This window comes from Maritimibacter sp. (genome assembly GCF_016774595.1).
Taxonomy (GTDB): domain Bacteria; phylum Pseudomonadota; class Alphaproteobacteria; order Rhodobacterales; family Rhodobacteraceae; genus Maritimibacter; species Maritimibacter alkaliphilus.
In genome coordinates, this window is the sequence record NZ_JACBWT010000002.1 from 408842 (window position 1) to 434672 (window position 25831).

30 protein-coding genes and 1 tRNA gene are annotated in these 25831 nt (G+C 66.1%); 24 read left to right on the forward strand and 7 right to left on the reverse strand.

Annotated features, from left to right (window positions below; genetic code table 11):
• Positions 1-132 precede the first annotated feature (132 nt).
• The 13 genes from HOY44_RS13235 (at position 133) to HOY44_RS13295 (ending at position 8058) form a co-directional block, all read left to right on the forward strand.
• Positions 133-969 carry an urease accessory protein UreD gene (locus tag HOY44_RS13235; RefSeq protein WP_287435180.1) on the forward strand — a complete coding sequence of 279 codons (837 nt, stop codon included), beginning with the start codon at positions 133-135 and terminating at the stop codon, positions 967-969.
• A gap of 1 nt (position 970) precedes the next feature.
• Entirely contained in the window at positions 971-1273 is a 303-nt protein-coding gene (locus tag HOY44_RS13240; RefSeq protein WP_008331104.1) for an urease subunit gamma, read from the forward strand.
• 11 nt (positions 1274-1284) lie between these two features.
• Entirely contained in the window at positions 1285-1461 is a 177-nt protein-coding gene (locus tag HOY44_RS13245; protein WP_171043019.1) for a hypothetical protein, read from the forward strand.
• Positions 1458-1763 carry an urease subunit beta gene (locus HOY44_RS13250; RefSeq protein ID WP_287435184.1) on the forward strand — a complete coding sequence of 102 codons (306 nt, stop codon included), beginning with the start codon at positions 1458-1460 and terminating at the stop codon, positions 1761-1763. Before HOY44_RS13245 ends, HOY44_RS13250 begins: the two co-directional genes overlap by 4 nt.
• A complete protein-coding gene (locus HOY44_RS13255; RefSeq protein WP_287435186.1) occupies positions 1763-2245 on the forward strand; it encodes a GFA family protein in 483 nt (160 codons plus the stop codon). Before HOY44_RS13250 ends, HOY44_RS13255 begins: the two co-directional genes overlap by 1 nt.
• 71 nt (positions 2246-2316) lie before the next feature.
• Complete coding sequence (ureC, locus tag HOY44_RS13260; protein ID WP_287435188.1) at positions 2317-4035, forward strand: urease subunit alpha; 1719 nt, start codon at positions 2317-2319, stop codon at positions 4033-4035.
• Between the two features lie 102 nt (positions 4036-4137).
• Positions 4138-4752, forward strand: a complete 615-nt coding sequence (locus HOY44_RS13265; RefSeq protein ID WP_287435190.1) for a hypothetical protein — start codon at positions 4138-4140, stop codon at positions 4750-4752.
• Positions 4749-5411, forward strand: coding sequence for a hypothetical protein (locus HOY44_RS13270; RefSeq protein WP_287435192.1), 663 nt, complete (start codon positions 4749-4751; stop codon positions 5409-5411). Before HOY44_RS13265 ends, HOY44_RS13270 begins: the two co-directional genes overlap by 4 nt.
• Entirely contained in the window at positions 5408-5977 is a 570-nt protein-coding gene (locus HOY44_RS13275) for a hypothetical protein (RefSeq protein ID WP_008331089.1), read from the forward strand. Before HOY44_RS13270 ends, HOY44_RS13275 begins: the two co-directional genes overlap by 4 nt.
• Positions 5974-6474: an urease accessory protein UreE gene (locus HOY44_RS13280; RefSeq protein ID WP_287435195.1), complete on the forward strand. Its 501-nt coding sequence runs from the start codon at positions 5974-5976 to the stop codon at positions 6472-6474. Before HOY44_RS13275 ends, HOY44_RS13280 begins: the two co-directional genes overlap by 4 nt.
• Positions 6464-7102 (forward strand): urease accessory protein UreF, encoded by a 639-nt coding sequence (locus HOY44_RS13285; RefSeq protein ID WP_008331079.1) that lies wholly within the window; start codon positions 6464-6466, stop codon positions 7100-7102. Before HOY44_RS13280 ends, HOY44_RS13285 begins: the two co-directional genes overlap by 11 nt.
• Positions 7099-7734, forward strand: a complete 636-nt coding sequence (ureG, locus tag HOY44_RS13290; protein ID WP_287435197.1) for an urease accessory protein UreG — start codon at positions 7099-7101, stop codon at positions 7732-7734. The genes HOY44_RS13285 and ureG overlap by 4 nt, the downstream gene beginning before the upstream one ends.
• A gap of 102 nt (positions 7735-7836) precedes the next feature.
• Positions 7837-8058, forward strand: a complete 222-nt coding sequence (locus HOY44_RS13295; protein ID WP_008331077.1) for a hypothetical protein — start codon at positions 7837-7839, stop codon at positions 8056-8058.
• Positions 8059-8131: 73 nt separating this feature from the next.
• Here the strand turns inward: HOY44_RS13295 and HOY44_RS13300 are convergent.
• From HOY44_RS13300 to HOY44_RS13315, 4 genes are all read right to left on the reverse strand, one after another.
• Positions 8132-8205 (reverse strand) — tRNA-Gly (locus HOY44_RS13300).
• 323 nt (positions 8206-8528) lie between these two features.
• A complete protein-coding gene (locus HOY44_RS13305) occupies positions 8529-10061 on the reverse strand; it encodes a tripartite tricarboxylate transporter permease (protein WP_138423783.1) in 1533 nt (510 codons plus the stop codon).
• 10 nt (positions 10062-10071) lie between these two features.
• Complete coding sequence (locus HOY44_RS13310) at positions 10072-10503, reverse strand: tripartite tricarboxylate transporter TctB family protein (RefSeq protein ID WP_287435199.1); 432 nt, start codon at positions 10501-10503, stop codon at positions 10072-10074.
• A gap of 78 nt (positions 10504-10581) precedes the next feature.
• Positions 10582-11562: a Bug family tripartite tricarboxylate transporter substrate binding protein gene (locus tag HOY44_RS13315; protein ID WP_287435201.1), complete on the reverse strand. Its 981-nt coding sequence runs from the start codon at positions 11560-11562 to the stop codon at positions 10582-10584.
• Between the two features lie 168 nt (positions 11563-11730).
• Between HOY44_RS13315 and HOY44_RS13320 the strand changes: the two genes are divergently transcribed.
• The 4 genes from HOY44_RS13320 to HOY44_RS13335 all read left to right on the forward strand — a co-directional run bounded on the left by HOY44_RS13320 (position 11731) and on the right by HOY44_RS13335 (position 15824).
• Positions 11731-12402 carry a response regulator transcription factor gene (locus HOY44_RS13320; RefSeq protein WP_138423781.1) on the forward strand — a complete coding sequence of 224 codons (672 nt, stop codon included), beginning with the start codon at positions 11731-11733 and terminating at the stop codon, positions 12400-12402.
• Positions 12395-13780: a sensor histidine kinase gene (locus HOY44_RS13325; RefSeq protein WP_287435204.1), complete on the forward strand. Its 1386-nt coding sequence runs from the start codon at positions 12395-12397 to the stop codon at positions 13778-13780. Before HOY44_RS13320 ends, HOY44_RS13325 begins: the two co-directional genes overlap by 8 nt.
• Positions 13777-14814: an ABC transporter substrate-binding protein gene (locus HOY44_RS13330; RefSeq protein ID WP_287435206.1), complete on the forward strand. Its 1038-nt coding sequence runs from the start codon at positions 13777-13779 to the stop codon at positions 14812-14814. Before HOY44_RS13325 ends, HOY44_RS13330 begins: the two co-directional genes overlap by 4 nt.
• An 86-nt stretch (positions 14815-14900) precedes the next feature.
• Positions 14901-15824, forward strand: a complete 924-nt coding sequence (locus HOY44_RS13335) for a PHP domain-containing protein (RefSeq protein WP_287435208.1) — start codon at positions 14901-14903, stop codon at positions 15822-15824.
• Between the two features lie 2 nt (positions 15825-15826).
• Here HOY44_RS13335 and HOY44_RS13340 read toward each other — a convergent pair whose 3' ends face one another.
• Positions 15827-17509 (reverse strand): dihydroxy-acid dehydratase, encoded by a 1683-nt coding sequence (locus tag HOY44_RS13340; protein WP_287435211.1) that lies wholly within the window; start codon positions 17507-17509, stop codon positions 15827-15829.
• 150 nt (positions 17510-17659) lie between these two features.
• Between HOY44_RS13340 and HOY44_RS13345 the strand changes: the two genes are divergently transcribed.
• Positions 17660-18895 carry a lytic murein transglycosylase gene (locus tag HOY44_RS13345; RefSeq protein WP_287435213.1) on the forward strand — a complete coding sequence of 412 codons (1236 nt, stop codon included), beginning with the start codon at positions 17660-17662 and terminating at the stop codon, positions 18893-18895.
• Position 18896: 1 nt separating this feature from the next.
• Here HOY44_RS13345 and HOY44_RS13350 read toward each other — a convergent pair whose 3' ends face one another.
• Complete coding sequence (locus HOY44_RS13350; RefSeq protein WP_287435215.1) at positions 18897-19718, reverse strand: DUF6635 family protein; 822 nt, start codon at positions 19716-19718, stop codon at positions 18897-18899.
• A gap of 42 nt (positions 19719-19760) precedes the next feature.
• Positions 19761-20486: a helix-turn-helix transcriptional regulator gene (locus tag HOY44_RS13355; protein WP_287435216.1), complete on the reverse strand. Its 726-nt coding sequence runs from the start codon at positions 20484-20486 to the stop codon at positions 19761-19763.
• Positions 20487-20846: 360 nt separating this feature from the next.
• On the opposite strand from HOY44_RS13355, the gene HOY44_RS13360 reads away from it, so the two are divergent.
• The 6 genes from HOY44_RS13360 to HOY44_RS13385 all read left to right on the forward strand — a co-directional run bounded on the left by HOY44_RS13360 (position 20847) and on the right by HOY44_RS13385 (position 25831).
• On the forward strand, positions 20847-21041 hold the full coding sequence (locus tag HOY44_RS13360) for a Flp family type IVb pilin (protein ID WP_008331049.1): 195 nt from the start codon (positions 20847-20849) through the stop codon (positions 21039-21041).
• A 111-nt stretch (positions 21042-21152) separates the two neighbouring features.
• Complete coding sequence (gene cpaB, locus HOY44_RS13365) at positions 21153-21980, forward strand: Flp pilus assembly protein CpaB (RefSeq protein WP_287435219.1); 828 nt, start codon at positions 21153-21155, stop codon at positions 21978-21980.
• On the forward strand, positions 21980-23467 hold the full coding sequence (locus HOY44_RS13370; RefSeq protein ID WP_287435221.1) for a TadE/TadG family type IV pilus assembly protein: 1488 nt from the start codon (positions 21980-21982) through the stop codon (positions 23465-23467). The genes cpaB and HOY44_RS13370 overlap by 1 nt, the downstream gene beginning before the upstream one ends.
• Positions 23467-23961 (forward strand): TadE/TadG family type IV pilus assembly protein, encoded by a 495-nt coding sequence (locus tag HOY44_RS13375; protein WP_138423771.1) that lies wholly within the window; start codon positions 23467-23469, stop codon positions 23959-23961. The genes HOY44_RS13370 and HOY44_RS13375 overlap by 1 nt, the downstream gene beginning before the upstream one ends.
• On the forward strand, positions 23958-24584 hold the full coding sequence (locus tag HOY44_RS13380; protein ID WP_287435224.1) for a TadE/TadG family type IV pilus assembly protein: 627 nt from the start codon (positions 23958-23960) through the stop codon (positions 24582-24584). The genes HOY44_RS13375 and HOY44_RS13380 overlap by 4 nt, the downstream gene beginning before the upstream one ends.
• A complete protein-coding gene (locus HOY44_RS13385) occupies positions 24581-25831 on the forward strand; it encodes a CpaE/TadZ family protein (protein WP_287435226.1) in 1251 nt (416 codons plus the stop codon). The genes HOY44_RS13380 and HOY44_RS13385 overlap by 4 nt, the downstream gene beginning before the upstream one ends.

Sequence of the window (25831 nt, forward strand, 5' to 3'; positions counted from 1 at the left end):
ATTATTAGGCGGACAGCGCATTTCTTGCGCACGGCCTACAGCGCGCCTGCCGAATCTCACGACTGATCCGGCCCCCGACCTGACAACGCCCGCCGCCCGCGCTCAGATGATCCCCGGACAGCCGGAGGAATCATGACCCACCAGCCGGGGGCGACGTTGGAGCACGAGGCGAGCCAGCCCCGCGCGCGCGGGCGGGTGCAGGTGAGTTCCAAGCTGCGCGACGGGCGGTCGGTGATCGACGGACTGGCGATGGCCGGGTCGATGAAGGCGCTGTTTCCGCGCACCGACACCACCGCGCTCGACACCATGCTCATCAACACCGCAGGCGGCGTGACCGGGGGCGACCGTTTCTTCATCGAAGCGGCCGCCGGGCCGGGCACCACCCTGACCGTGACGACGCAGGCCGCCGAACGGGCCTATGCGGCACGCGGCGAGACGGCCGGGCGGATCGAGACCCATCTGAGCGTGGCGCGTGATGCGCGGCTCAATTGGCTGCCGCAGGAAACCATACTCTTCGAGCACCTGAACTTTGAGCGCAGTCTGACGGTCGATCTGGACCCCGGCGCGCGGTTCCTGATGGTCGAGCCGATCATCCTTGGCCGCGTCGCGATGGGCGAGCGCATCCACGATGGCCGGTTCCGCGACCGGGTGGCCATTCGCGTGGGCGGGCAGGCGGTCTATCTCGACGGTGTCGCCCTGACCGGGGATGTCGATGCGCACATGTCGACGGCCTCGACCCTGAACGGCGCGCGGGCGATGGCCGCGCTGGTTTACGTGGGCGCCGATGCCGAGGCGTGGCTCGAACCGATGCGCCGCCTGATGCCCGAAACCGGGGGCGTGAGCCTGCAATCCCCCGACCTTCTGACCTGCCGGATCGTGGCACAGGACGGCTTTGCGCTGCGCCGCGCGCTGGTTCCCGCGATCCGCCTCATGAACGAAGACGAACTCCCAAGACCCTGGATGCTGTGACATGAACCTGACCCCGAGAGAAAAAGACAAACTGCTGGTCGCCATGGCCGCCATCGTCGCCCGCAAGCGGCTGGAGCGCGGGGTGAAGCTGAACCATCCCGAGGCCATCGCGCTCATCACCGATACGGTGGTCGAAGGTGCGCGTGACGGGCGTTCGGTGGCCGAGATGATGCAGGCGGGCGCGGCGGTCATCACCCGCGATCAATGCATGGAGGGTGTGCCGGAGATGATCCACGAGGTTCAGGTCGAAGCCACGTTTCCCGACGGCACCAAGCTCGTCACCGTTCACAACCCCATTCGCTAAGGAGAACCCATATGCGTTATCTCGTTGCCCTGCTCGCTACCACCGCCCCCGCTTTGGCCCATCCCGGTCACGGTGCGGTGCTGCATCTGCATGAAAAGGACGGGGTCCTGATCGCGGGCATCGCCTTCGTCATCGGGGTCAGCCTGTCGGCGGTCGCGGTCATCAAAGCGGCGAAGGCCCGGAAATGATCCCGGGCGAGGTCATGGCGGCCCCCGGTGAGCTCGTCCTGAACGAGGGTGCGCCGGTCACGACCCTGATGGTCGCCAACACCGGCGACCGTCCGGTTCAGGTCGGCAGTCATTATCATTTCTACGAGACGAACCCGGCGCTCGATTTCGACCGCGAGGCGGCGCGGGGCCTGCGCCTCGACATCGCACCCGGAACGGCGGTGCGGTTCGAGCCGGGGCAATCGCGTGAGGTGAACCTCATCCCCATCGGGGGCGCATGCAAGATCTATGGCTTTAACCAGAAGGTCATGGGGGCACTCTGATGCCGATGTCGCTGGAAGGGTCGTGCCAATGCGGGGCGGTGAACTTCACCGTTCAGAGCCGCACGCCCGTTCCCTACCAGCGGTGCTATTGCTCGATCTGCCGGCAATCGGCTGGGGGCGGTGGCTTTGCCGTCAACATCGGGGCAATCGCAGACAGTCTGAGTTGCGACAACTGGGAAGGGCTGGGAAGCTATCACGCCGTCCATGACAGCGGGCGTGCGTCGCATGGCGAACGGTTTTTCTGCAAGACCTGCGGCAGTCAGCTTTGGCTTTTCGACGAACGCTGGCCGGACCTCGTGCATCCGCTGGCGAGCGTCATCGACACCAAGCTGCCGGTGCCTTCGGCGATCACGCATATCTGGCTGGCGGACAAACCCGACTGGGTCGAGGCCGAGATCGGAAAGGGCGACCGCAGCTTCGACGGCTACCCGGACCTGTCGCTGGAAGAATGGCACCGGGCGAACGGGGTGTGGGTGGAATGATACGGACGATGCGGAGCGGGGCCTTGGCGGCCTGCTCATCTGACAGACCAAGGCGCGGCGAGGGGTAAGACATGCCAGCAACCATCAAACGATCCGACTATGCCGCGATGTTCGGCCCGACCACTGGCGACAGGGTGCGGCTGGCGGACACGGACCTCATCATCGAGGTCGAGCGCGACCTGACCGCGACTGGCGGGTATGGCGATCAGGTGAAATTCGGCGGCGGCAAGGTGATCCGCGACGGGATGGGGCAGAGCCAGTCTCCGCGCGCCGACGGGGCCGTCGATTGCGTCATCACGAACGCTCTGATCGTGGACTACACCGGCATCTACAAGGCCGACGTGGGGCTGAAGGACGGGCGCATCGCGGCCATCGGCAAGGCGGGCAACCCCGACACGCAGGACGGCGTGAACATCATCGTCGGGCCGGGGACCGAGGCGATTGCGGGCGAGGGCAAGATCCTGACCGCGGGCGGGTTCGACAGCCATATCCACTTCATCTGTCCGCAGCAGATCGAGGATGCACTGCATTCCGGGCTGACCACGATGCTGGGCGGCGGCACCGGCCCCGCGCACGGCACACTCGCCACCACCTGCACACCGGGGCCGTGGAACATCGCGCGGATGCTTCAGGCGGTCGACGGCGTGCCGATGAACATCGGGTTCGCGGGCAAGGGCAACGCCTCGCTCCCCGCCGCCTTGGAAGAGCAGGTGATGGCGGGCGCGTGCTCGATGAAGCTGCACGAGGATTGGGGGACGACGCCGGGGGCGATTGATTGCTGCCTGAGCGTGGCCGATGACCTTGACGTGCAGGTGATGATCCACACCGACACGCTGAACGAGTCCGGGTTCGTCGAGAACACCGTGGCGGCGATGAAGGGCCGGACGATCCACGCCTTCCACACCGAGGGCGCGGGCGGTGGCCACGCGCCCGACATCATCAAGATCTGCGGCGAAGATTTCGTGCTGCCCTCGTCCACCAATCCGACGCGGCCCTTCACGGTGAACACGCTGGAAGAGCATCTCGACATGCTCATGGTCTGCCACCACCTCGACAAGTCGATCCCCGAGGATGTGGCGTTCGCGGAAAGCCGCATCCGGCGCGAAACCATCGCGGCAGAGGACATTCTGCACGACATGGGCGCATTCAGCATCATCGCGTCCGACAGTCAGGCGATGGGCCGGGTGGGCGAGGTACTGATCCGCACCTGGCAGACCGCCGACAAGATGAAGAAACAGCGCGGGCGTCTGGCCGAGGAAACCGGCGACAACGACAACTTCCGCGTCCGCCGTTACATCGCGAAATACACGATGAACCCGGCCATCGCGCATGGGATGAGCCATGAGATCGGGTCGATCGAAGTGGGCAAACGGGCCGATCTGGTGCTGTGGAACACGGCCATGTTCGGGGTGAAGCCGGAGATGGTGCTGATCGGCGGCATGATCGCCATGGCCCAGATGGGCGACCCGAACGCGTCAATCCCGACACCGCAGCCGGTCTATTCCCGGCCCATGTTCGGCGCGATGGGGCGGGCGGTCGAGAACTCGGCCGTGACGTTCGTGAGCGCCTGCGCCCACGACAATTCCATCGCCAAGACGCTGGGGCTGATGAAGAACACGGTCGGCGTGAAGAACACGCGGGGGATCGGGAAGAAGGATCTGGTTCTGAACGACGCGACGCCGGAGATCGAAGTGCATCCCGAGACTTACGAGGTGCGCGCGAACGGCGAATTGCTGACCTGCGAGCCGGCAAGCGAGTTGCCGATGGCGCAGCGGTATTTCTTGTTCTGAATGGGGGTGGTTGCGGCCATATACTCCAAACGGGGGCTTGCCGGAATCGGACAAATGCCGGTCAGAATGGGAATTACCCATTTTGAACCGAGGATTTCCGCCATGCCTTTCCGCCTTTGCGCCCTGACGACGGCCCTCGCCGCCGCCCTCCCGCTTTCCGCCAATGCCGCCTGTGTCGCGCCCGGTGACCTTTCGCGAGGCATCGCGTTCACCCGCGAGATCAAGGGGCAGGGGTCCGCGCAACCGAACGGGCAATACTTGCAGGTGAACTATGGCCGGGGCGATGCGGTGGTCGCTCGCTATGGCATCTTTCCGGTGCAGGGCCATTTCTCGGATGCGCCCGAGAACGTGATCGGGGCGTGGTTCGAGCAGACCTCGAAATACAGCTTCGGGGGCAATCCGCCCAAGCCGCAGTCGGGGCGGGTCTGGACCTCGACTCTCACCGTCAAGGCCACGGGGAGCGATCAGTCGGGCGCGTTCAAGGAGAACTACCGCTACACCGTGCGTTACGTGTTCGAAGAAATGCGGCAGGCCACGCTGTCGGGCTGCACCTACGCGGTCATGGGCGTGACGGCGCGGTTTCAGGGCGAAGGGCGCGACTGGACCGACCGATACGCCTATTTCCCGGAACTGGGGTATGGCCTGCTGACGCAATACACGGACAACCAGACCGGACGCACCGCCCGCTACGGCATCACCAAGATGGTGACGAAATGAGGGGCGTGGCGATCCTTGCCGCCGGTGTCGCGGTGCTCACGGGGCCGGGTGCGGCGGCGTGCCTGACGGCCGCGAACCTCGACCGGGGGGTCGTCGTGACCCGTCAGGCCACCGGGCCGACCACCGTGACGCGCACGGGGCAGGGGACGCGCTATCAATTCACGCGCCGTTTCGACCCGGACACGACAGACGGGTTCGCGGTGGATCGCTACACCGACATCCTGCGCGACGGCCCGTTTCCGATCCGGGAAAGCGGGTCGACCACGGCGGTCGCGATCACCGGGCAAGCGCCGCTCGACTTCAACACGACGTGGTCGTCGGACTGGCGGATGAGCGGTGCGCGGCCCCGGCTCGACCCGCTCACCCGTGCGACGCGGACCGTGACGGAGGTGTCGTCCTCGTCCAACGGTCTGGACGATCAGCGGGGGCGCACCCGCTGGCAGGTCACGTACACCTTCCTCGAAGAAAAGAGCGCGCGGGTGAGCGGTTGCGACTACCGCGTGATGGGCATCACCGCCGAGCACCGGGACGGGCCCACGGCCTTCCTCGACCGCTTTGTCTATTTCATCGATCTCGACATGGCGGTTCAGACCCAGTGGACGGAGCTGGCCTCGGGCGTGCAGCGAACCTATGGGATCACGGGGGTGCGGGCGCGATGAGACTGTTCCTTGCATTGACCCTGCTCGCCGGCCCCGCGCTGGCCGATTGCCCGCGCCCTTCGGACATGGCCGGGAACGGCGTTCGGTTTTCGGCCTCGACCGGGGATGTCGAGACCTTCGTGCGCTATGCCGACGGCTCGGTCGAATCCACGGTCGAAAGCGAGACCAAGCCGACGGTGCGCGCCGTGCTGGCAAAGGGGATGTACCTGACCCGGATCTTCGATCTGGTCGACGGCAAGGCGGAGAACGAGACGCGGTATTCTTATCCGACCGCGCTCGACAACCTGCCGGAACCGTTTCCCGATGGCGCCCTCACGCTGACGGTCGAAGGGTTCGACGGCACCGACCGGTTCAAGTCGACCGAAACTTATACCTTCGGGCCTGCATCCGTCCTGACCATCGGCACCTGCGCCTTCGCGATGATCCCGGTCGCGTTGTCTTACGGGCAGGAGCGCGAAATCTATCACTACCTGCCGGAATACGGCCTGTCCTACCTTGCCGAGAGCATCGCACCGGACGGGGCCAAGACCGATTACCGTTACGACACCGTTATGGGGTTGAGATGAACTTGCCTGCCGCCCGAGCCGTGAAACACCTCGACCACCCCGACACGCGGGTGGTCCTGACCTATGACGAGCGGTTCCTGCGGCGCAGGGTTCTGACCACCGAAACGGGCGAGCGGTTCCTCGTCGATCTGGCCCAGACGACGAGCGTCGGGGTGCATGACGCCTTCGTGCTGGAGGACGGGCGCAGCGTGGGCGTCGTTCCGGCGGAGGAAGACCTTTACGAGGTGACGGGCGACGACATGGTGCGGCTCGCCTGGCACATCGGCAATCGCCATACGCCTGCACAATTGGCATCTGCCGCAATTTTCATCCAACGCGACCACGTCATGCGGGACATGCTGACGCGGCTGGGCGCTTCGGTGCGCGAAGTGGTTGCACCCTTCACCCCCGAAGGCGGAGCCTATGGTCACGGTCGCACCCACGGGCACGACCATTCGCATACCCACGGCCCCGAAAGCCACGACCACGACCACGGAGATCACGGCCATGCGCACTGACGCGGTTCTCACGCTGACCCAATGGCTTTCGCCCGCCTTTCCGGTGGGGGCCTTTACCTATTCGCATGGGCTGGAGGCCGCGTTCGAGGCGGGGTGGATCAAGACCTCCGCCGATCTGGAAACGTGGCTCACCGACCTGCTGACGCTCGGCTCGGCCCATGCTGACGCGCATTTCGTGGCCGCCGCCTATCACGCCCGGGTGCCGCTGGCCGAGGTGGATCGGGCCGCGCGTGCCTTTGCCCCCTGCCGCGAACGGCTGCTCGAGGCCGAGGCGCAGGGGCGGGCGTTCTGCGACGTGGTGGGCCACGTATGGGACGCCGACCTCGCCGGCCTGACCTATCCGGTGGCGCTGGGTCGCGCGGTGGCGATTGAGGGGCTCCCGCTGGAGCTGTCGCTCACGCTTTACCTTCAGGCTTTCGTCTCGAACCTCGTCTCGGCGGCGCAGCGGCTTGGCCCGATCGGCCAGACCGAGGCGCAGCGCGTGATCCGCACGCTGTCACCGATCTGCGAAGAGACCGCGCGCGAGGCGGCGGACGGAGAGTTGACGCATATCGCCTCGTCCTCGTTCCTGTCCGACATCGCGGCGATGAAACACGAAACCCAACGCTCGAGGATTTTCCGCACATGAATGGACCCCTGAGAGTAGGCATCGGTGGCCCCGTGGGGGCTGGAAAAACCACCCTGACCGCCGAACTCGCCAAGGCGCTGAAAGACCGCTGTTCGATGGCGGTCATCACCAACGACATCTACACGCAGGAGGACGCCGAGGCGCTGATGCGGATGCAGATCCTGCCCGCCGACCGCGTCGTCGGCGTCGAAACCGGCGGCTGCCCGCATACGGCGATCCGCGAGGATGCGTCGATCAACCTCGCCGCCGTCGCGGACCTGACAGCCCGCCACCCCGATCTGGACCTAATCCTGATCGAAAGCGGCGGCGACAACCTGTCGGCCACCTTCAGCCCGGAACTGGCCGACATAACGCTCTACGTCATCGACGTCGCAGCGGGGGAGGAGATCCCGCGCAAAGGCGGCCCCGCGATCACGCGCAGCGACCTTCTGGTCATCAACAAACGCGATCTGGCGCCCTATGTCGGGGCCGATCTGGGGGTCATGGAGCGTGACGCGACCCGGATGCGGGCCGGGAAACCCTTCGTTTTTTCTGCATTGCGGCACGGTGAGGGCGTGTCCGACATCGTGGAACACATTGTAAATATTGGGGGATTGAGCCTCGACCCGACCGGGTCTGCAAATGCTGCATAGCGGCATTGCCGCATTGTCGGTGTTCGTGGCAGCCTGTGTGACCTAATTAGATCGGCAAGGGGGGAAACCCTGAGCAACACAATCTGATCTGAGGTTCCCAAGATGGCCTATACCGCAACCAACTCCGACTTCGCCGCTTCGCACCCGGTTTTCGCCCGTGTCCTGAACGGTCTGAAATCCTTCGGTGCCGCCTATGTCGAAGCCCGCTCGCGCCAAGCCGAAATCGCCGCGTTCGAGTCGCTGTCGGACGCCGAGCTCGCCGAACGCGGCCTCACCCGCGATGGCATCGTCCGCCACGTTTTCGCGGACACCTACTACCTCTGATCGAGCATCAGAGCGTGACGAAATCGCCGGGCCGGGTGCCCGGCTTTTTTGTGTCTGGAGACCTGCCGATCGGTGGAGCGGGCGACGGGAATCGAACCCGTATCATCAGCTTGGAAGGCTGAGGTCTTACCATTACACAACGCCCGCTCGGTGACTGCGTACCTATGGCATCGTATTTCCGGGGTCAAGATCGAGACGGTGCTGGCCTGAGGGCTTTCCACTGATGATTCCGGGAAACATGCCGACGTAGCGCCGCGGCCTATCTCTACGTCAAGAATATTGGCCGGCATTCCGCTCAGTTCGTCTGAAGCGGTGGGCGATGAGGGCGCCCCACGCATGCCACGAAAGACTGCTCGACGCACTCGGGAAGAAGCAGTCAGGCATCATTGTCCCAACCCAACCGAAAAGCCCCGCGCCGCGCCCGGCATGGATGGGAAAAGGGCGGCACCTGAATGCCGCCCTTGATCTCGTCAGTCCTGAAGCGCGCCTTCTTCGTCGCGGCGCATCTTGGCTTTCACGCGTCGCCCGACGATGACGGGCAGGATGAAGCCGACGATGGCGATGGACCACAGGATGATCGTCAGCGGGCTGTCGATCAGGGTCCACCAGTTGCCGTTGTCGATGGTGATCGCGCGGCGCAGGTTGTTCTCCATCGCGTTGCCCAGAAGCGTGCCCAGAATGATCGGCACCAGCGGCACGTCGAACTTGCGAAGCACCCAGCCCATCACGCCGAAGCCGATCATCACCAAGAGGTCGAAGGACGAGCCCGAGATGCCGTAGATCCCGACGAAGCTGACCATCGCGACGATCGGCATCAGGATACGGGGCGGGATCAGCAGGACGCGGGTGAACAGACCCACCATCGGGATGTTCAGCGCCAGCAGCATAAAGTTCGCGATGAACAGCGCCGCGATCAGGCCCCAGACCACATCCGGGTTCTGCGTGAACAGCAGCGGGCCGGGCGTGATGTTCAGCGACAGAAGCACGGCCAGCAGAACCGCCGTGGTGCCGGACCCCGGCACACCCAAAGCCAGCATCGGCACCAGCGCGCCCCCGGCGGCGGCGTTGTTGCCCGCCTCGGGCGCGGCCACGCCACGCGGGTCGCCCGTGCCGAAGGTGCCTTCCTTGTCCACCAACCGCTTTTCGAACGAATAGCTGATGAACGAGCCGAGCGACGCCCCCGCACCTGGTAGAACGCCCGCGATGAAGCCCAGCACCGACGTGCGCAGCATGGTCGGCGTCGTCTGTTTGATCATCGAAACCGGCGGATAGAGCCGACCGATGGTCAGCTTTTTGGCGTCCGCTTCGGAGTTGCCGTGGCGCTCTTCGAGGAAAATGAAAACCTCGGACAGGGCGAACAGGCCGACGATGGCGACGAGGAAGTCGAGACCGTCGTAAAGGTGCACTTCGCCGAAGGTGAACCGAGGCACGCCGGTCTGCGTGTCGACGCCGATCGTGGCGAGACCCAGACCCAGCGCGGCGGCGAAGGCCGATTTCGCCTGATTGGTCGAGGACACGCCGCCCAGCGTCATGAACGCGAGCGCGAAAAGCGCGAAATATTCGGCGGGGCCGAACAGAAGCGCGATCTTGACGAGTTGCGGGGCCAGCAGGATGAGACCCCAGGTGGCGAGAAACGCACCGACGAAGGATGCGATGCCGGAGAGCGACAACGCCTCGCCCGCGAGCCCCTTCTTCGCCATCGGATGCCCGTCGAGACAGGTCATCATGGCGGGTTCATCGCCGGGAATGTTGAGCAGGATCGACGATATTCGCCCGCCATACATCGCGCCGTAGTACACTGATGTCAGCAGGATCAGCGACGGCGTCGCGCCAAGACCCATGGTAAAGGCGAGCGGGATCAGGATGGCGACGCCGTTCGACGGACCAAGGCCGGGCAGCGCGCCCATGATGGTGCCCAGAAAACAGCCCAGCAGCGCGAGCCACAGGTTGTTCCACGTCAGCGCGATGGCGAAACCATCGGCGAGGTTTGCGAAAGTTTCCACGTGAGCCTCCTCAGAAGCCGAGCGGGCCGCGCGCGAGCGACAGGCCGAAGATGAGGTGGAAGATCACGTAAATCCCCACGGAAGAACCGACCCCGGTCAGGACGGCACCGACGATGCCGGACCCCAACCGCCAGCTCAGGTAGGCGGCTGCGACGGCGGTGGCGATGACGAAGCCCACGACCGGCAGAAGCTCGGCATACAGCACCATCATCCCGACTGCGGCGAGCAGTTCGGCGAGGCGGCCGAGGCCGGGCCAATGCGGGGCGGCGTCGGGTTTGATCGCGATGACGATGCTGGACAGGCCCAGCACGACGGCGACGATGAGGGGGAAGCCACTCGGCCCGACGGCGTCCGAGAGGAAGCTTTCCTCGATGTTCAAGGCGGCGACGGCGAAGCCGATGGCCAACAGCAGGCCGACGGCACCGAATATGCGATCGCTCATGGCGCTCTCCTTGCGGCAGAGATTGCGGAAAGGGCGGCGACATGGCCGCCGCCCCGGTGTGCGTGAGTGGTGGTCGGGTTACTTGATGATCCCGATTTCCTTCGAGATGTCCTGAATCTGCTGGACCGAATTCGCGACGAATTCCTGGAACTCGGCACCTTGCAGGCTGAGCGGGGCGAGGCCGTTGGCCGCCATGATCTCTTTCCACTCGTCCGAGGCATAGAGATCGGCGATTTTCGACACCCAGGCGTCATAGGCTTCGTCGGACATGCCGCCCGGCGCGTAGAACCCGCGCCAGTTCGCGCCGATGGCGTCGATGCCCTGCTCTTTCGCGGTCGGGAAGTCGGCGAATTCGCCCTCCAGACGCTCGGGCGAGAGAACCGCGATGACCTTGATGTCACCGGAATCGACGAACCCCTTGGCTTCCGAAATGTCGCCGGTAAAGGCCTGAACGGACCCGGCCAGAAGCTGCGTGACAGCCTCGCCGCCACCGTCGAAGGCGATGTATTTCACCGAACGCACGTCCTCGATGCCATAGGCATTGGCCGCGATCAGCACCTTGAGGTGGTCCCAGCCACCCACGGCCGAACCGCCCGCGACCGACACCGAGGTCGGGTCGTTCTTCACCATGTCGAGAAGCTCGGGCAGCGTGTTCACGTCGCTGTCGGCGGCCACGGCGATCACGCCGTAATCCGCGCCGATCGAGGCGAGCCAGCGGACCTGATCCATCGTGTTGCCGGGGAATGCCCCCTGCGCCAGACGGGTCGCGGTCGCGCTCGATGCCGCGACGATCAGGTCGTTGTCATCGCTGCGCTTGTTCACCACTTCGGCAAAGGCGACGCCGCCGCCGCCACCGGCGAGGTTGACGACCTGCATGGTCTTTTCGATCAGGCCCTGATCCTGAAGCGACTTGCCCACCTGACGGCAGGTGAAGTCCCAGCCACCGCCGGGGTTGGCGGGCGCGATGCACTCCGGGTTCTCGGGGGTGAAGTCCTGCGCAACGGCGCCGAAGGTGGATGCGCCCAGCATGAGGGCGGCGAGGGTGAGTTTGATGGTCATGAGTGTCCTCCAATTTCGGCGCCCGCACTCCCAAGCGGCACGCCGGTCTCCTCCCCGGCCGGGACACGGCTTTGCAGCACCGCTCCCGTCGGGTTAACTGGGCAGTAACGGTTGAACCTGTCACAAACCTGTCATGCGCCGGACGCATGGCACGAAAGGACCCCCGAGATGCGCGTTCTGATGGTCGAAGACGCGACCGATCTGGCCGAAACCGTGTCGGCCCGGTTCGCGCGCGTGGGAATCGCCTGCGATCTGGCGGCCACCGTGACCGAGGCCGAGGATCATCTGGCGGTCCAGCGGTATGACGCGCTGGTGCTGGACATCAACCTGCCGGACGGCAGCGGGACCGACCTTTTGCGCCGTCTGCGCACCGGCGGTGACCGGACGCCGGTCCTGATGCTGACCGCGCTGGTGTCGGTGGACAACCGGGTCGATGCGCTCGACCTCGGGGCCGACGACTATCTCGTGAAACCCTTCGATCAGCGCGAGCTGGAGGCGCGGCTACGGGCGCTGGTGCGGCGCGAAGCGGCGCAGAAAAGCGACACCATCCAGCTTGGGGCCCTCAGCTATTCGCCGTCACAGATGAGCGCGACTCTCGACGGCGAGAAAGTGACCCTGACCCGGCGCGAGGCGGCGTTGCTGGAACTGCTCGTCCGTTTCCCCGAGCAATACCTGTCGAAGGAACGGCTTTACGACGGGCTTTTCGCCTTCGACGATGCGGATGTCGGGTTGAATGCCATCGAGCTTTATATCGCGAGGCTGCGCAAGCGACTTGCGGGCAGCAGCGTGGGGATCGAGACGCAACGCGGTGTCGGCTACAGGATCGTCGACCGTGGCTGACGGTTCGGCCCCCAGCCTTCTGGCCCGGCTTCTGACCGGCGTGGTCCTGATCCTTGGCATCGGCGCCGTGATCGTGGCCCTGTCGGCATGGTTCAACGGACGATCCGCATCGTGGGAGGCCTATGACCGGCTGCTTCTGGGTGCCGCGAACGACATCGCGGAGTCCATTCGGATCGCGGACGGGGCGCCGACGCTGAACCTGCCCACCTCGGCCTTCGAACTTCTGGCGCAGGCCCCGGACGATCGCGTGACCTATGCCGTGCGCGGCCCGGACGACGGGCTGATTACTGGGCTGAGTGACACGCCGTCCCCGACGCGCGAACGGCTGCGGGAGGCGATCTTCTTCGACGGGTCGATGCAGGGCGAGGATGCGCGCTTCGTCGATGTCGTCCGTCGCTTTGCCGAGCGCGACTTTTCGGGCAACGTCCGGGTCACCGTGGGACAGACCATGATCGCGCGGCGGGCGCTTGCCATCGACCTGATGCTGAATGCTCTCGTTCCCATTGCCATCGCGGGGGCCGCGCTGATCCTGATCTCGGTCATCGTGGTGCGCGGCGCGGTCCGGCCGCTCGACCGGATCGCCGAGGATATGGCGGGGCGCGACCCTTACGACCTGACGCCGGTCTCGGTCGAGGACGTTCCGCGCGAGATCGCCGTTATCGTCACCGCCATGAACCGCTTCATGGGGCGTCTGGATCGGCAGTTCACGGCGATGCAGTCGCTGATTTCGGACACTGCCCACCAGCTTCGCACGCCCGTCGCCGCGATCCGCGCACAGGCCGAGACGGCAATCGAAGAAAGCGATCCGGGGGAACGCGACAAACGCCTCGAACGCCTCGCGCGGCGCACGCGGTCCTTGGGCACGCTTCTCGATCAGATGCTGTCGCGTGCTCTGGTCGTCCATCGCACCGACTCGGTCGCGCGCGAAAAGATCGACCTGCGCCAGATCGCGCTTGAGATCGTCGAGACCCGCGACCACGAGGTGTTGGCGCCTGACGTCGAGGTGGAACTGGTGATCGGGGAAGACCCGGTCATGGTTCTGGGCGACGAATTCTCGCTGGTTCAGGCCGGAAAGAACCTGCTGACCAACGCGCTCAAACATGGCGCGCCGCCTGTGCGGATCGGCGTGAGCGAGGATAGGGGGCGCGCGGTTCTGTGGATCGAGGATGCGGGGCCGGGCATGTCACCCGGTCTGCTCGCCCGCACTGGCGAACGGTTTCAACGCTCCGCCGCCTCGCGCGAGGACAGCGGCGGGCTTGGCCTGTCCATCGTGACCGCCGTGACCGACGCTTTCGATGGCGAGATCGTCGTGTCGCAGGCGAACGGACGTTTCCGGATCGGCTTCGCCCTTCCCATGGTCAAAGGGGGTGCTTCGTGACGCGCCTGATACAAGCTCTGCTGGCGGTCGCGGTTTCGGCCACGGCGGCATTCGCACAGGAAGACGTGGCGACATTCGGCACCGGGGCGACGCCGTTCGTCATCCGGTCGACGACCGACATCGCCATTCTGGAACCCGCCCTGACCGCCTTCGCCGCCGACCACCCGGACCTTGCGATCACCTACGAACAATGGGGCTCGAACCCCCTGCACGCCAATGCGTCGTCCGCCTGCGACGGCGAGACGACCCCGGCGGATGCGGTGTTCTCGTCCGCCGTTCATCTGATGGTCTCGCTGGTCAACCGCGCCTGCGCCCGGCCCTTCGTGTCCGACCGCACGCGGGCCCTTCCCGATACGCGACGGTGGCGCGACGAGGTTTGGGGCGTGACGCAGGAACCTGCGGTCATGATCTACAACACCGACCGGATTGCGCCTGAGGATGTTCCGCAATCGCGTTTCGACCTGCTCGATCTCATGCGCGACGACCCCGTGACGTTCCGGGCGCGCATCGCGACCTACGACATCGAGGCATCCGGGCTGGGATACCTGTTCGCCTATATCGACAGCCTCGAAGCAACCACTTTCGGGTCGCTGCTGGAAGGTCTGGCACGGTCCGATGCGATCGCGACCTGCTGTTCGGCCGAGATCATCGAGGGCGTTTCGACCGGCGAATACCTGTTCGCCTACAACGTGCTCGGTTCATACGTGCGCAACGCGGCCCCCGCGAACGTGGGTGTGATCCTGCCGGAGGACTACACCCTCTTTCTGTCGCGCGCCTACATGATCCCGGCCAAGGCGCGAAACCCCGTGGCGGCCGAGCAATTCCTCGACTTCCTTCTGTCCGAGCGGGGGCAAGCCATGCTCGCCTCGGTTGGCCTGCTGTATGCGACCGACCCCGACGAGTTGCGCACGGTGCAAAGCGCGCGCCGGTCCATCCCGCTCGCGCCGCCGCTTCTCGTGGCCTTGGACGGCAGCACCGAGCGACAATTCCTCGAACGCTGGACCGACGCGTTTTCCGCCGCGCCCGTGCCCTGACGCATGACGCCGGGCGGACGACGGCGACAAACGGGTTCAAAACCGTGCCGTGATTGCGATAGCGTTCCCGCAACAAGGAGAGCACGATGTCGCTGACCGCATTCACGGCGCCCGGACGGTTCTGGCGCGGAAACCTGCACACCCATTCCAACTTGTCCGACGGGGCGCTCGACCCGGGCGAGGTGTGCCGACGCTATCAGGCCGAGGGCTATGATTTCATCGCGCTCACCGATCATTTCGTCGGCATGTTCGATTACCCCATCGCGGATACGCTGCCATATCGCAACAACGCCTTCACCACGCTTCTGGGGGCCGAGCTGCATTCCGGCGCGATGGAGAATGGGGATCTGTGGCACATCCTCGCCGTCGGGTTGCCCGCCGATTTCGCGCCCTCGAACTCGCCCGGGTTCCTTGCCGTCGACGCGCAGGAGACCGGGCCCGAGATCGCACGGCGTGCGCGCGATGCCGGGGCTTTCATCGCCATCGCGCATCCGCACTGGTCGGGGCTGACGCTGGCGGACGCCCGGTCGATCGACGCGGCCCATGCGGTCGAGATCTATAACCACGGGTGCGAAGCCGGGGCGGCGCGCGGCGGCGGTGGGCATGTGCTCGACCTGCTTCTGTCGGAGGGGCGCGACCTTACGATCATCGCGACGGACGATGCCCATTTCACCGAACCGGACCACTTCGGAGGCTGGGTCATGGTGAAGGCCGAAGCGAACGATCCCGATCTGTTGTTGGCGGCGCTGAAGCGGGGGGAGTTCTACGCCTCCCAAGGGCCGGAAATCCGGGGCATCGACGTGACGAAAAGCGCGGTGACCGTGGAAACCACCGCCGCGGTGTCGATCATCGTGCAGGGTCGGGGGCAGGGCACGGCAGCGGTCCACGGCACGTCGATGACGCGGACCGAAGTGCCGCTCATGCGGTTCTACGACAGCGACTGGTTGCGCGTGACCGTGGTGGATGCGGCGGGAAAGCAGGCGTGGAGCAATCCTTTCCCGCGCCCCTGAGCCTAGGTGTTCCGGTGCGTGGTCGCGCCCAGATGCGCGGGGCCGACGAGGGCCGCGTATTTGCGCAGGGTCGGCGTTTCGGGTTCCAGCCCCTCGGGCACCGGGGGGCGGGTGCGCCGGGCAAGCTCGTCGATCGAAAGTTTCACGTTCAACTCCCGCTTGCCTGCGTCGATCTGGATGATATCGCCCGTGCGGATCAGGCCGATGGGGCCACCCGCCGCCGCTTCGGGCCCCACGTGACCGATACACAGACCCCGCGTCGCGCCTGAAAAGCGGCCGTCGGTGATGAGCGCGACCTCCTCGCCCATGCCCTGACCGTAGAGGAGCGCGGTGACGCCCAGCATCTCGCGCATCCCCGGCCCGCCCTTGGGGCCTTCGTTGCGGATCACGATGACGTCGCCTGCCTCGTATTCACGTTTGCGCACGGCGGCCACGGCATCCTCCTCGCACTCGAACACCCGTGCGGGGCCTTCGTGGACTGTGTGCTTGAGGCCCGCGACCTTGAGCACCGCCCCTTCGGGGGCGAGCGACCCCTTGAGCACCACCACGCCCGAGGTCGGCGTGACCGGATTGCCCACGGCCCGGATCACCTTGCCGTCGGCTTCGGGGCCGGTGTCGGCCAGTTCACCCAGCGTCCGGCCCTCGACACTCGGCGTGTCCGTGTGCAGCACGCCCGCCCCCTTCAACACGCGCAGGAGCGCCGGGGTGCTGCCCACGTGGTGCATGTCGCGCGCCCAGTAGGCGCCGCCGGGTTTCAGGTCGGCAACCAGCGGCACGTCCTCCAGCACCTTCGCGATGTCGTCCAGCGTGAAGCTGATCCCGACCTCGTTCGCGATGGCGGGCAGGTGGAGGAGGGCATTGGTCGATCCGCCCGTCGCGCCGACCGCGACCACGGCGTTTTCCAGCGACTCGCGCGTGATGAGGTCCGAGGGCAGCGGGCCGTTCTCGTCCACCGCTCGGCGCAACAGACCCGCCGCTCGTTTCACCAGCACCTGCCGTTCAGAATAGACGGCGGGAAGGTAGGCGACACCGAGGGGGGCCAAGCCCAGAACCTCGGCCACGAGCGCCATGGTGTTGGCCGTGAACTGCCCGGCGCAGGAGCCGACGGTGGGCACACCCACCCGTTCCATCGCGTCAAGCTCTTCCTCGCTCGATGTGCCCTCGTAGACGCGCCCCACGCCTTCGTAGACGTCGACCACCCCGATGTCCTGCCCGTTCCACGGTGTCGGCAGCGCGGCCCCGCCATACAGAAAGACCGAAGGGCGGTTGATGCGCGCTATGGCCATCAACATGCCCGGCAGCGTCTTGTCGCAGGAGGCGAAGGTCATCAGCCCGTCATAGGCATGGCCGCGCACCACCGCGTCGATGCTGTCCGCGATGATCTCACGCGAGACGAGCGAAAAGCGCATCCCGCGATGGTTCATCGACATGCTGTCGGCCACGGTGATCGTGCCGAATTCGAACGGGGTCATTCCTTCGCGGGTGATGCCCAGCTTGGCCGACTGGATCTGCGGCGGGAGCGACATGGTGCAGGGCGTCACCTCGCTCGCGGTATGCGCGATGCCGACGAACGGGCTGGCCAGTGCCGTGTCGTCGTGCCCCATCGCGCGCAGAAAGGCGCGGTGGGGCGCACGGTCGAGCCCCTCCACGATGGTGCGTGAGATGAGCGTGTCGCGTTTGGTCATGTCGGTCCTCCCTGTCCTCGGCGGCACTGTGACCGAAGACCGGGGCGGCGGAAAGGGACGTGGCGGGGTTTTCAGCCGATGGCGGAACCCCCGCCTTGGTGCGGCGCGGGATTGGCCCTAGGGTCGGGGCGACCTTTGGACGTTCGTTTCATGCGCTGGCTACAAGCCCTGATCCTCGCTGCCCTCATCGCCACACCCGCCGTAGGGCAGGATCGTGATGCTGTGGAAGGCCAGTTTCAGGACTGGCTGGACACGACCGTCTGGCCGCGCGCACAGGCCAAGGGTGTGTCGCGGGACACGTTCGATGCGGCTTTCGACGGAGTAACGCTGAACTGGGATCTTCCCGACCTCGTGCCCCCGGGAACGGTGCGCGAGACGCCGCAGAACCAGCGGCAGGCGGAGTTCGGGGCGCCCGCGAAATACTTCAACCGGAACGGGTTGGACGGTGCGACCTCGGTCGGGAAAGTCATGGCCCGCCGTCACGCGGCCACCCTAGACGCGGTCGAACGAAAGACAGGCGTGCCGGGGCGGATCGTTCTTGGCGTCTGGGGGCGTGAAAGCAGCTATGGCCGGGTCGCGATCCGGTATGACGCCTTCGAAGTGCTGGGCACCAAGGGGTTCATGTCCACGCGCGCGGATTACTTCACCGACGAGTTGATCGCCGCTCTCGAAATCGCCGAGGCGGGGCATCTCGATCCGCGTGAGATGCGCAGCAGCTGGGCGGGCGCATTGGGGCAGCCGCAGTTCATGCCGTCGAACTTCGCGCGCTACGGCACCGATGGGAACGGCGACGGCAAGGCGGATATCTGGGGCTCCGAGGCCGACACCATCGCCTCGATCGCCGCCTATCTGGCCGACCACGGCTGGGTCGCGGGCCGCGACTGGGGGTTCGAGGTCAGGGTGCCCGCCTCCGTCAGTTGCACGTTGGAGGGGCCGGATCAGGGGCGCAGCATCGCGGATTGGGCCGATATGGGGATCACCCGTGTTTCGGGCCGTCCGTTTCCCGAACATGAGGCGAAGGGCGAGGGCTATCTGATGATGCCCGCCGGCCGGTTCGGCCCGGCCTTCGTCGTCACGCCGAATTTCTACGTGCTCAAGGATTACAACACGAGCGACCTGTACGCCCTGTTCGTGGGGCATGTGGGCGACCGTATCCGGTATGGAATCGGGGATTTTCGCGGCGATTGGGGCGATGTCGGCGGAATGTATCGCTCGGACATCGCCGACATTCAGCGCGTGCTGGAAGGGCAGCGGCACGATGTCGGCGGGGTCGACGGGTTGCCGGGCTACAAAACGCGCCGCTCCATCGGGCGCTGGCAGGAGGCCAACGGGCGCGAGGCCACATGCTTTCCCAGCAAGGCGCTCAAATCCGCGATGGTTCCGTAACTCAGCCGCGCAGGAAGCGGATCAGGTTGAAGGCAAGGTCGCCTATGTCGCCCAGCCGGGCCGCGACATGCTCACGCGCAAGTCCTTCCGGCCCGGCGCGGTCCGCAAGGCGGCGGAAAAGGCGCTCCAGCCTGCGGCGGTGCGTGCCGGTCGCGACCTGAACCGGGTCGGCGACGAGGCCCGCGAAAGTCGTGACGAAGGCGCTGGCGACGGAGAGCGCCAGAAAAACCGCGACCACCATCCAGATCGGCAGCGCCGCCGGGAACAGGCCGTACCACAGCCGCCCGATGCCGGGGCCCAGCGGGAATCGGTCGATGGCGATGGTCCGGGCCCCCAGATCGGCGAAGGGGCCAGCGAGCGATACGAGGCCGGGGGTCGCGGTGTGAAACAGCAGGAAGCCCGAGAGAATGACGACGATCAGCGTGACGATCTCGGCCACCGCGCTGCGGGTCGAGACATAGGCGTCGATCGCCGCGCGCGTCTCGTCCACCGGCGCACTGGGACCGATGCCGTGGCCGTCCAGCTCGTGAATGAACGCCGACACCCGCGCGGCCACTTCGGCCGCCACACGGGTGCGAAGCAGGATGCGGCGCGTGGCGAGCCAGTCTGCGGCACGATGCCGTCTCATTACCCTCGCGAGCAGAGCGGCAAGGCGCGTCAGCAGGAACACGGGCGCGAGGATCACGTTCAGCGGCGCGCGGATCAGATCGCCACCAAGGGCCGCGCGATGCAGCCGCAGGGTGCCGCGAAGCCCGAAGGTTTCCCGCACGAAGGCCCGGATCTCGCCACGCGGCAGGGGTTGAGGTGTCTCTGTCGTGTCCACACCGATCAAGTGGGGTGGGGCGCCGCGAAAAACAATCGTGCCTCAGGTGGCGGGCGCGCCGTTCATGTCGGCGTGCAGCTTGTGCACCACGGCGAGCATCCCGTTCAGCCCGGTCTTGGCATAGATGTTGCGCAGATGCGTGCGCACGGTGGGCATGGAGCAATGCAGGCGTTCGGTGATCTCGGCGGGTTTCAGGCCGTCGGCGAGAGATTTGCAGATCCGCGCTTCGGCCCGTGTCAGGTCATAGGGATTTTCCGGCGACAGGAGCGGAAAGACCGATGTGGGTTCGAGGTGGTCTTCCTGCCCGATGAGCCGCGAGACGAGGCCCTTTTTGCGCGTGGACCAGAGAAAGGCGAGTTCCGAGCCGAGGAGTTCGGTCACCGCAGGGTCCGGGCAGGCGATGAACAGGATGTCGGCAAATGCGTCGTTCTTGCCGAGCAGGACCGTGAATTTCTCGAAATAGTCGCCCGAGTAGGTCTTGAGGCTTCCCACCTCCCCCTCGGCCGCGATCCAGACGAGGTCGTTCAGCTTCCGGGTGTCGACGCCCCCGACATCCACGATCATATCCGCCTGGTCGCTGCCCTTGCGCAGCCGGACGAGCGCCAGACGGTCGGCCCGCGTCGCGACGGCGATCGCTTCGGCCATCGAGCGGAAGTCGGCCTGACCGGACAGTGTGAGCGTGGCCACATGGCCGACTCGCACGAAACAGCCGAGGTCCGAGGTGGGTGACGCTGCTGCGATGCGGCGGTGGTTCAGCGGTATGACCATGATGAGCCCCTTCGTTTCTGGTCGCGACACCGCCATCCAACGAAAAACCGCGTCCAAAAGTGGGGAATTATTAAGGTATTCAACATCCCGGATTCAGGTTTCGCAATTTGCAAAAGACCACGATCCGGGCCGCCTTTCTGAACAAAAGGTTAGTTTCCGAGGCGAAATGTGGCGGCGCGGCGGCAGCACTGTGTCAATCCTGTGAAAAGGTAAGGTTGCCCTGACCCTTTCGACGCTAGGCGTTCAACCCTTGGTTGCAGTTCTCATCCCTTTGAATGATGCCCGGATTTCCGTTTTCCGACACGTTTATAGGCATTGAGGCGGGCCGCGTCGGTTTCGTCCAACCCCCAAGGAGCTAGTATGTTCAATGTTATCAAGGCTGCGCTGGGCCGTTTCCAGCGCGACGAATGCGGCGCCACCCTCGTCGAATACGGGATCGCCCTCTCCCTCGCCATCACCATCGGCGCTGGCGCGTTCCTCACCCTCTCGGGCGACGTGTCGGAATCGATGGGCGCCGCGTCCAGCGCCCTCCCGGATGCACCGGCCCCGAGCTGAGCCGATTACCTCGCCACGCGTCGCGCAGTTTCAGGTCTGCGCGGCGCGTGACCCGCACTTCGCCCGGGACAGAAGGCGAAGGCCAGTCATACGAGTGAAAACGAGCAGATCATGCGAAAAGCCCCCCTCATCCTCGCCGCGAGCGGCATCGCACTTGCCGTCGGTTGTGCCGCCGTCGCACAGCGCGTGCTGGGCGGGTCCGAACAGGCCGCCCCGACGGTGGCCGTTCCGGAAACGGTCGTGCTGATCGCCGCCGCGCGTGACATCCGGTTCGGTGAGCCGATCCGCCGCGACGACCTCGTCCCCCAGACATGGCCCGCCGATCTGGTGCCAACGGGCGCCTTCGACAGCGCCACGGTCCTGCTGGGCGCCGAAGGCACGGCCCCGCGCCGCGCCACCCAGACAATCCGCGAGGGCGATGTCGTTCTCGCCGCCAATGTTTCCGAATTCGGCGCTTCGGTGACCATCGGATCGACCCTTTCGCCCGGAACCCGCGCCGTCGCGATCCGGGTGAACGCGGACACGGCCGTCGGCGGCTTCGTCTCCCCCGGCGACCATGTCGATATCGTCCTGACGCAGGGGCGGGGCGACACGCTTCGCACGGGCGTCATCCTTCAGGATACCCGCGTTCTGGCCGTCGATCAGGACACCGAAGCGCGGGGGGCGCGCAAGGCCCGCACGATCACCGTCGAGGTCGCGCCGCGCGACAGCCAGCGCCTCGTCCTGGCGCAGGAGGCCGGGCAGTTGAGCCTGATCCTGCGCAACGACGATGCCATCGGTGACACCGGCGAGATGGATCAGATCACCCTGCGCGACGTCTGGGGCGATCCCGAACCCGCGCCGGAACCCGAGGTGGTCGTTCAGGCCCCCGCGCTCGACCCGACGACGGTGCGTGTGCGCCGTGGCATGGCGTCGGAAGAGATCGTTCTGGAGCAATGATGCGGTCCCGTCTGGCTTCCCACTGGCGCGACGAGGGCGGCGCCGTGCTTGTCGTGTTCGCGCTGATGCTCGCCATCTTTTCGGGCATCGTCGCCCTGAGCTACGATTTCGGTCGCGTCGCAGCCACGCAATCCGAGATGCAGAGCTTCGCCGACAACGTGGCGCTGGCGGCGGCGGGCGAGCTTGACGGGGGTGCCGACGCGCTGGCCCGCGCGCAGGCCGCCGCCGAACAACTGATCGCGGACAGCCAGACCTATGGCGAAGGGCCGGGCGCCTTGGGCGCGGAGGATTTCGTCCTGACTTTCTACGCGGTGCGGCCGGATGCGTCGGGCGAGATCGATGCCACGACCACCCCGGAGGCGGCGAAATACGTGTCGGTCCGGGTCGCGGATCGCGCCGTGACGCCGATCTTCGGCGCGGTCTATGCGGCCCTGTCGGGCAACGATGCCGGGCGCGACCGCACGGGCGCCCATGCCGTCGCGGGCTTCACTCGCTATGCCTGCAACGTCACGCCCCTGATGATCTGCGCGCCGGGTGCCGACTTCGACATCGGGGCCAGTGTGGGCCGATCGCTCGACCTGCACCTTGCCGCCGATGTGGGTCAACTCGCCCCCGGCGCGCTCGCCCCGCTCGATCCGGTCGCGGACCTTATCGGGATGGACAGCCTGTGCGCGGGTCTTGACGGTGTCGGCCTCGACATCTGCATGATCGCGGCGGAAGGCGACAAGCCGGTCTGCATTGCGGATGACGGGGTGACGGTGCGCGACAGCCTGTTGTCGGTCAGTCTCGACGCCTCGCTCAACATCCCCTTCGACATATTCGACGGTCCGGCCACGGACCTTGTGAACGACGCGCTTTATCCAGCCGCCTCGAACGTGCTCTCGGCGTTCGAGCCGCTCTTGGGTCAATGCCTGACGGGCACGAACGTCTCGCTCTCGGGGGCTGCGGGCCTGCCGCTCGACGATTGTCAGGCGGGCGGAACCTGCGGACTTCTGGGCGATGGCGACTGGAGCGCGGGGCGCGACGTCTATGTCGATGTGAACTATGGCGGCACCGACCCTTACCCGACCGCGACGACGCGCTTCGGATACTTTCAGGCCGAGCTTGCCGCCGAACTGGCGGGCGAAACCCCGGACGGGTCGAGTGGTGGGTCGTCCGGGGGTTTGGGCGGTGTGCTCGGCGGGGTCGGCGGCATCGTGGACGACGTTCTCGATCTGGTCGTCGGGCCGCAATGCACCTCGGCGGTGTCCGAAGACCCGGCCCGCCGCGTAATGGTGGCGGCGGTGGTGGATTGCGGCGCGAACGGTGTGTCGGCCGGGTCTGCTGGCGTTCCGGTCCTTGGCTTCGCCGAGGTCTTTCTGATGACTCCGGTCGGCCTTGACGGCACCGACGGTGTCGCGGTCGAGATCGTGGGGCAGGTCGGGCCGGACCCCTCGCAGAACGTGACCGATGCGGTGCTGCGCGACGTGGTAAGGCTCTACGACTGATGCGCGCGTTTCGGCATATCCGCAGGTTCGCACGCCGCGACGAGGGCGCGGTGCTGGCCGAGTTCGGCCTCGTCCTGCCGCTCATGCTGATCCTCTTCGGCGTGACGATCGAGGCCGCGCGCACCTTCTGGGCCTATCAGGCGACCATCGCGGGCGTGCGTGATGCGACACGCTATGTCGCGCGGGTCGAGACGCCCACGATCTGTGACGAGGTCGGCGCCGATCTGGACGACTGGCAGGCGACCGTCACCGACATCGTGCGCAACGCCTCGGACGGAACGCTGATCTTTCCGGCGTCGATCACCGTGTCCTCGGTGACCGCCGCGCTGACCTGTGCGACCGGCGACTACCGCACCGGCACAGTGCCGGTGGCGACCGTGACCGCCGTGCTGAACATCACCTTCCCCTTCGCGCGCGTGTTCGAACTGGCGGGCATGACCCTGCCCACCGCATCGACGCAGGTGAGCGATCAGGGCCGGATTTTCGGAACATGACCCTGCGCGGCTATATCATCCGCTTCCGGCGGGACGAGGGCGGTGCGGCGCTTGTCGAAATGGGGATCATCATGCCCCTTTTCCTGCTGCTCGCCTTCGGCCTGATCGACTTCGGTCGTCTGGGCTTCGCCTATGTCATGGCGCAGAAGGCGACCGAGCAGGCGGTGCGCGCCGCCGTGGTTCGGACGCCCGCCTGCGATGGCGTGCCGGCGGCGACCACGCGCAGCATCGGCTGGAGCCTGACCCCCTACGGAACCGCCTGTTCGGCGGGCGATGGGCTGTGCGCCGACCCCGGTTCGGTGTCCTGCACGGCTGCGCAGTCGGGCGCGACGGGGGCCGAAATCTACGCCCGCATCACGGCGCTTCTGCCGACCAACGCGACGCCCGCGAACCTGCGTTTCGGCTACGACTACGACGGGAACCTCGGCTTCGTCGGCGGACCTTACACGCCCCGCGTCACGGTCGAGATCATCGACCTCGACTTTGAATTCGTCACGCCCATCGGGGCGCTTGCCACGCTTCTGGGCGTGAATGCCGACGGAAAGGTCGGGGCCGCCATCGCCTTTCCGGGGATGAGCGCCTCGTTGCCCGCCGAAATCCTCATGGATGGAGAGAACACATGACCGAGGTGGCCATCTCGCCCCGCTTCACCGACGCCGATCTGCCGGTCGCGGCGCCAAAGGCCGTGCGCACCCGGACCCTGATGCTGTCCGGCACGCCCGGCATGGCCGAAATGGTCGCGCGGGGGCTGGCGCAGGATGCCAACCTTGACGTCCTCCACAAACCCTTCGGCCTTGCGGACTACATCTCGCGTGAGGATGCCGATCTTACGGGTCTCGAATTGCTGGTCTTCGAGATCCGCCCCGGAAACGACACCGACATCGCGATCATTCGCGAACTCAAACGCCACTTCGGGGACGATCTGCAAATCCTCGGGGTGACCGGCGAGGCATTGACGCTGGCGACGGCGCGCACGCTGATGGAGGCCGGGGTGGCCGAGGTCATTCCGCTGTCCAACACCCAGCCGCAAGCGGATCACGCGGCGAGCCTCGGCGCGCTGACCACGCAGGCCGAAACCACCGGGGGCGAGACGCGCGACGCAATGGTGCTTGCGGTCTGCGGGGCGGCGGGCGGTGTCGGCACGACGACCTTCGCTCTGAACCTCGCGACGCTGTTGGCACGCCCCGACAAGACATCGAAAGGCGAGCCCGCGCGGGTCGCGGTGGTGGACCTCGACTTCCAGAACGGCGTTCTGGGCGCCTCCATCGACCTGACCGATGGCGGGGCCTATCTGGAGATGCTTCAGGGGCAGGCAAGCCCGAACCAGTCCTTTCTGAAACGGGCGCTTGAGAGCTATGCACCCGGCGGCTTCGACGTGATGGCCGCGCCCGTGACGCTTGCCCCGCTCGATGCGATGACGCCGGACATGGTCGCCCGGCTGATCGACGAACTTCGTCTGGCCTACGACTACGTCGTGCTCGACCTGCCCCGTGTCGTCGTCGACTGGATCGACGCCGTGCTGGCCCGGGCCGACCGCTTTTTCATCCTCGGCGATACCTCGGTCCACACAGTGCGTCAGATCCGACGGATGATCGACCTCTACACCGACGATCACGCCGCCTTGCCGGTGCAGGTCGTCGTGTCGAAGGAGAAGAAACCGGGTGCCGCCCATGTGAAGGAGGCGGAGCATTTCCTCGGCCAGACCCTCGCCACATGGCTCCCCCGCGACGACAAGGCGGCCGCACGGGCGCGCGCGCATGGGCAGCCGATGGCACTGTCCGGCCCGAAAGCACCCGTAAGCCGCGCCATGGGGCCGGTCGTCGACCAGATCAGAACCGACTTCAAGAATTCGAACCGGCGGAGGGCCTGA

Bases quoted from the DNA above. Each gene is read 5' to 3' on its own strand.
- HOY44_RS13315 (WP_287435201.1), bottom strand. From the start codon at position 11,562: ATGACCATCAAACTCACCCTCGCCGCCCTCATGCTGGGCGCATCCACC.
- HOY44_RS13340 (WP_287435211.1), bottom strand. From the start codon at position 17,509: ATGACCAAACGCGACACGCTCATCTCACGCACCATCGTGGAGGGGCTC.
- HOY44_RS13255 (WP_287435186.1), top strand. From the start codon at position 1,763: ATGCCGATGTCGCTGGAAGGGTCGTGCCAATGCGGGGCGGTGAACTTC.
- HOY44_RS13250 (WP_287435184.1), top strand. From the start codon at position 1,458: ATGATCCCGGGCGAGGTCATGGCGGCCCCCGGTGAGCTCGTCCTGAAC.
- HOY44_RS13275 (WP_008331089.1), top strand. From the start codon at position 5,408: ATGAGACTGTTCCTTGCATTGACCCTGCTCGCCGGCCCCGCGCTGGCC.
- HOY44_RS13240 (WP_008331104.1), top strand. From the start codon at position 971: ATGAACCTGACCCCGAGAGAAAAAGACAAACTGCTGGTCGCCATGGCC.
- HOY44_RS13295 (WP_008331077.1), top strand. From the start codon at position 7,837: ATGGCCTATACCGCAACCAACTCCGACTTCGCCGCTTCGCACCCGGTT.
- HOY44_RS13370 (WP_287435221.1), top strand. From the start codon at position 21,980: ATGCGGTCCCGTCTGGCTTCCCACTGGCGCGACGAGGGCGGCGCCGTG.
- HOY44_RS13320 (WP_138423781.1), top strand. From the start codon at position 11,731: ATGCGCGTTCTGATGGTCGAAGACGCGACCGATCTGGCCGAAACCGTG.
- cpaB (WP_287435219.1), top strand. From the start codon at position 21,153: ATGCGAAAAGCCCCCCTCATCCTCGCCGCGAGCGGCATCGCACTTGCC.
- HOY44_RS13245 (WP_171043019.1), top strand. From the start codon at position 1,285: ATGCGTTATCTCGTTGCCCTGCTCGCTACCACCGCCCCCGCTTTGGCC.
- ureG (WP_287435197.1), top strand. From the start codon at position 7,099: ATGAATGGACCCCTGAGAGTAGGCATCGGTGGCCCCGTGGGGGCTGGA.
- HOY44_RS13270 (WP_287435192.1), top strand. From the start codon at position 4,749: ATGAGGGGCGTGGCGATCCTTGCCGCCGGTGTCGCGGTGCTCACGGGG.
- HOY44_RS13265 (WP_287435190.1), top strand. From the start codon at position 4,138: ATGCCTTTCCGCCTTTGCGCCCTGACGACGGCCCTCGCCGCCGCCCTC.
- HOY44_RS13285 (WP_008331079.1), top strand. From the start codon at position 6,464: ATGCGCACTGACGCGGTTCTCACGCTGACCCAATGGCTTTCGCCCGCC.
- HOY44_RS13310 (WP_287435199.1), bottom strand. From the start codon at position 10,503: ATGAGCGATCGCATATTCGGTGCCGTCGGCCTGCTGTTGGCCATCGGC.
- HOY44_RS13355 (WP_287435216.1), bottom strand. From the start codon at position 20,486: ATGGTCATACCGCTGAACCACCGCCGCATCGCAGCAGCGTCACCCACC.
- HOY44_RS13280 (WP_287435195.1), top strand. From the start codon at position 5,974: ATGAACTTGCCTGCCGCCCGAGCCGTGAAACACCTCGACCACCCCGAC.
- HOY44_RS13345 (WP_287435213.1), top strand. From the start codon at position 17,660: ATGCGCTGGCTACAAGCCCTGATCCTCGCTGCCCTCATCGCCACACCC.
- HOY44_RS13385 (WP_287435226.1), top strand. From the start codon at position 24,581: ATGACCGAGGTGGCCATCTCGCCCCGCTTCACCGACGCCGATCTGCCG.
- HOY44_RS13380 (WP_287435224.1), top strand. From the start codon at position 23,958: ATGACCCTGCGCGGCTATATCATCCGCTTCCGGCGGGACGAGGGCGGT.
- HOY44_RS13235 (WP_287435180.1), top strand. From the start codon at position 133: ATGACCCACCAGCCGGGGGCGACGTTGGAGCACGAGGCGAGCCAGCCC.
- HOY44_RS13335 (WP_287435208.1), top strand. From the start codon at position 14,901: ATGTCGCTGACCGCATTCACGGCGCCCGGACGGTTCTGGCGCGGAAAC.
- HOY44_RS13360 (WP_008331049.1), top strand. From the start codon at position 20,847: ATGTTCAATGTTATCAAGGCTGCGCTGGGCCGTTTCCAGCGCGACGAA.
- HOY44_RS13375 (WP_138423771.1), top strand. From the start codon at position 23,467: ATGCGCGCGTTTCGGCATATCCGCAGGTTCGCACGCCGCGACGAGGGC.
- ureC (WP_287435188.1), top strand. From the start codon at position 2,317: ATGCCAGCAACCATCAAACGATCCGACTATGCCGCGATGTTCGGCCCG.